This window comes from Corallococcus sp. AB030 (genome assembly GCF_003668965.1).
Classification (GTDB): Bacteria; Myxococcota; Myxococcia; order Myxococcales; family Myxococcaceae; genus Corallococcus; species Corallococcus exiguus.
On sequence record NZ_RAWQ01000383.1, the window covers coordinates 1 to 3,887 of the forward strand.

The 3,887-nt window shown below is 64.5% G+C and carries 4 protein-coding genes and 1 pseudogene; all 5 read left to right on the top strand.

The features are described 5' to 3' along the window. Positions 1 to 132 precede the first annotated feature (132 nt). Positions 133 to 522, top strand: coding sequence for an arsenate reductase ArsC (locus D7Y15_RS42655; protein ID WP_255430447.1), 390 nt, complete (start codon positions 133 to 135; stop codon positions 520 to 522). Between the two features lie 904 nt (positions 523 to 1,426). After that, positions 1,427 to 1,812, top strand: a pseudogene (locus D7Y15_RS46835) (DUF6310 domain-containing protein). A gap of 1 nt (position 1,813) precedes the next feature. Continuing rightward, a complete protein-coding gene (locus tag D7Y15_RS42670; RefSeq protein ID WP_121756133.1) occupies positions 1,814 to 2,569 on the top strand; it encodes a DUF5953 family protein in 756 nt (251 codons plus the stop codon). Between the two features lies 1 nt (position 2,570). Beyond that, a complete protein-coding gene (locus tag D7Y15_RS42675) occupies positions 2,571 to 3,140 on the top strand; it encodes a hypothetical protein (protein WP_306770431.1) in 570 nt (189 codons plus the stop codon). Continuing rightward, positions 3,130 to 3,867 carry a hypothetical protein gene (locus tag D7Y15_RS42680; protein ID WP_121756134.1) on the top strand — a complete coding sequence of 246 codons (738 nt, stop codon included), beginning with the start codon at positions 3,130 to 3,132 and terminating at the stop codon, positions 3,865 to 3,867. Before D7Y15_RS42675 ends, D7Y15_RS42680 begins: the two co-directional genes overlap by 11 nt. Positions 3,868 to 3,887 lie beyond the last annotated feature (20 nt).

A 3,887-nucleotide genomic window follows, 5' to 3' on the forward strand; every position in this document is an offset into this window, starting at 1 on the left:
GCCCTCTCTGGCAAGCAACTCGACGCCATCGCGCATGAACTCAACGGGCGCCCGCGTCAAACACTTGCATGGCGAACGCCTGCCGAAGTATTCGCGTCAGCTGTTGCGACGACCGATTGAGAGCGCCAGGTCATCTTCGCATGTGTACACAACGCCGGCCGCTCCCAGATGGCGGCTGCGTTCTTCAACGCCATGGCGGACCCGACGCGAGCGCACGCCATTTCCGCCGGTACGCAGCCGGGTGACCGTGTGCATCCCGAAGTTCAGACCGTCATGGCCGAAGTGGGCATCAACCTGTCGGAGGCCAAGCCCCAGCTCCTCACGGAGGATCTTGCCCAGGGCGCACACTGGCTCATCACCATGGGATGCGGGGATGCGTGCCCCTTCGTGCCTGGCTTGAAGCGGGGAGATTGGCCTCTGGAGGACCCTAAGGGTAAATCCCTGGAGCGCGTGCGTGAGATCCGGGACGACGTGCGCTCTCGTGTGGTGGACCTTCTGTCCCGAGAGGAGTGGCGTCGATGACCCTCGCGATACGCGCTGCCCGCCCCGGCGACCTGGTTGCAATCCAGGCCCTTCTTTCTTCGGCGGGACTGCCCCTCCTGGGTGTGACGGAGCACCTTCCGCACTTCCATGTCGTTGTCGCGGAGAAAATGAAGGGTCATTCCGACTTGGTTCGGCGCGTCCTTGCGAAGGCCGATGAGGACAGGCTCCCAACTTTGTTCCTGCTGACCACAACGGCCTCAGACTACTTCCCCCGTTTCGGCTTCGTCCGCATCGACCGGGACATGCTTCCTCCGGAGTTAAACGCCTCCGAAGAGCTACGTGGGGCATGCCCGGCGAGTGTAATCGCGATGCGTCGCTCCACTTCTGTGTCGGTAGGCGGCTCGTAGTCATGCGTTTCCGCGCTTACATCGCACTCCTACTCCTCCTCTCGGCCTGCGCTTCGTCGACACCGCCTCCCAGTGTGCAGGGAACGCGGAGCCCGAGGCTTGCCAACCTTCAGCGAGCAGCAAAACTGCCCTGGACTGACGGGGGACGTTGCGTTGCCCGAGAGGCTTCCCAGCCTTGGCCCGTTCTCATGGAGCAGTGCTATCGAGCCCTCGACCACGACCGGATCGAATTCCATGACACTACGGGACGATGCTCTGTCGCCTCCGCTGGCGCTGGTGCCATGGGAATCGGGCTCTGCGTTCTGGTGGCTCCTGAGATTGTTGTGGGAGCCGTGAGCGTTCTTGGCGTGGTGGTGGTCGCCGTCGCCATCAAGGAAGAGCTGGATGCGTATGAACTCCGCCACCTCTACCCCGAAGAAGCTGCGGCATCACGAGGAACGAAAGGGGCATCTCGTGAGGCCGTAGCGAAGCGGAAGCCCAAGCTGGAGCCGGAGCCAGCGGGACAGGACTGGCAGCCCCCAGTGCCGCCTGTGCCCATGGACCGGACGCGCCGAGCCAGCTGCGAGCCCATCCCGGTGAATCACCGTGGTGGCAATGACCCGCACAACAAGTGTGCCGACAAGATTCCGAACAACAGCTTCCCCGGGTGGGATGTGTTCGTGAATGGGAAGAATTTCGACGCGCTGCAACTGGCGACACGCGTGCTTTGGAGGTCAAGACCGACAGTTTCGATACATTCAGTGACTTCCTCCAGGGCCAGGTGATCAGGGATCAAGTGCCCAAGATGCGGATTGAGCGCGGTCTCGATCGAGCCTGCGGATTTGACTTCCGAGTCGGTGTGCGCAGCGAAGCGCATAAGGAAGCACTGGAAGAGGCGGCCCCTGATCTCAAGGGCTTTATCGTCGTCATGGACTGGTGCTGAGATGACAGCCAAACGAAATATCAACCTCATCGTCTACGCGCCTTCACTCGTGAGTGCAGACCACCGCCCCCTCGCCGTGGTTCATGGGATGGAACGTGCATTCCCTGGCCTGCGCCTGGAGTGGAAGGTTTCCGACGACGGACGCCCCATCGCGTTGCCACAACGCGACGCATGGCTCGCAGCGGGGACCAAAGATGGGGGATTCCCTCTCGTGTGCAACGGCAACGAAAACCTTCCCGTGATGATTTCTGGATGGGAGTCACCAGCGGATAGCTCCCCAGGCGGTCAGTCACAATTGGAGGTCCATGCGCAGCTGCCTCCGAACGAGGGAGGGCTCGCGGCGGTGGTTGATGTGCTGGAGGCCGTGGCGGAAAGCGCACGCGCTCACTGGGGACATGCCACGCCGTTCAGGGCCAGCGCGGACATTGCGCGGCAGACGAGGAATCGGCCAGATGACCTGGAGGTGCCCCCTCGCGGCCTACCGGTGATTACGTCCCCTGGAGCCATGAAATCACCAGAGATTCCCCACCGGCTGGGATGGATGAACTACTGGTCAGCCGCTGCCGCACAGGCCATCGGGTTCCCGGATCCTGCTCGCGACACCGAACTGCTTTCACGGGCGCGGCACACATCGTCGGGCGGGTGGGTAGTGCAGTTGACGGATACGCCGCTCGACCTGGACGACCCTGCTCATCTGGAAGCGCTCAAGCGAACCTATGAGCGCTTTCCGGAAATTGGCGGACGTGCGGCGTCTTGAAGTGACGCCGACGCCTTACGCGAAGAGCTGGAGCAGGTCCTCGCGGGTGATGGCGGTGGCACCCGCGTGGGATGTGTCGCTGCGCCTGGAGGCACGCAGGCAGCACGGTGGCTTCCGACAGGGCTTCTTCGGTCCGGACTACGAACTGGTGCGATTCCAAGCAGTGGGCCCTGAGGGTGCGCCACTGGCCTCCTCTCGCTTCCCGGACGGGTACTCGCTCCAGGCGGAGGCGCGGGTGGGATGGGATGCCGTGGGCTATCGCGGGCTGCAACGACACCTGATGGCGTCGCTGAGCGTGGAGCCCTTCTCCTGGGGCCGCCTGGATGCGGACGGGCGCATGGCGGTGCAGCTCTTGGAACGGAACCTTGAGCTGGCGGTGAAGGGCCTGGGCGTGGGCCTGGGCCAACCCGAGGCTGGCTACCTGGGCGCGGTGGAAGCGCGCTGGCGAATCGCAGCGGGGAAGCTCTACGCGGTGGTCACAGGCGGCACGCTGCTGTTCCCGGAAGATGACGGGACCTTGCGTCCAGGTGCTTTCGCCTCGGCGGGCCTGGGGGTGGACAATGCGCGCTGACGTCCTGCTGGGGTGCGTGGCCCTCTTCTTCACCGGCTGCGCCTCGTTGCCTCCCAGTCCTGGAAGGACGCTGAGCTACACGTCCCGCACGGAGATTGACTCCCCTGGAGTACGAGCGTCGAACGACGAGGCGCCGTCCCCGGCACTGAGCGTCACGCCCCGAGAGGAAGCGCCACGGCTGTACCGCCGCAAGGCCGTGCGCGATGAGATGACGGGAGCGAGCCCCGTTCGTGCGGTGGCCATGGCGGACGTCACCCGCTCCGACGACGTGCAACCGGACGCGTGGGAACAGTTGCTGACGAACGCGGGACTGGAAGCGCGAGACGAACGCACCCTGGGAGACGCTCTGACGCCCACGCAAGCGGCGCGACTGATGGGAGTGCTCCTGGGCAAGCCCGTCACGTTGAGCACCTTCCCGCCTCGCATGGCCGCGGGCTTCATCCTGCGCGAGGTGATGGAGGGAGGCGAAGTCAAACGGAAGGAGCTGTCGCGGCGGGTGGAGCGCTTCTCCCGGGAGCAGATCGCGGTTCTGCGACCTGACGGCTATCTCGCGTGGGCACTCACCGGGCGCACCCAACAGAAGGTGGCAACGGTTGAATGGAAGGACGGCGCCTTCCGAGTGTCATGGGCCGGGGTAATGGATCGCAGCGGGGTCACCCAAGCTGTTCGTAGCGGGGTCGGCCAAGCGGATCAGTCCTGGGTCGGCCAAGCGGATCGCAATGCGTAGCAGGAGGGCGGCGCCCCCGC

What these genes read in the sequence shown, in the direction of transcription:
- D7Y15_RS42670 (WP_121756133.1), top strand. Translation starts at nt 1,814, where the DNA reads ATGACAGCCAAACGAAATATCAACCTCATCGTCTACGCGCCTTCACTC.
- D7Y15_RS42680 (WP_121756134.1), top strand. Translation starts at nt 3,130, where the DNA reads ATGCGCGCTGACGTCCTGCTGGGGTGCGTGGCCCTCTTCTTCACCGGC.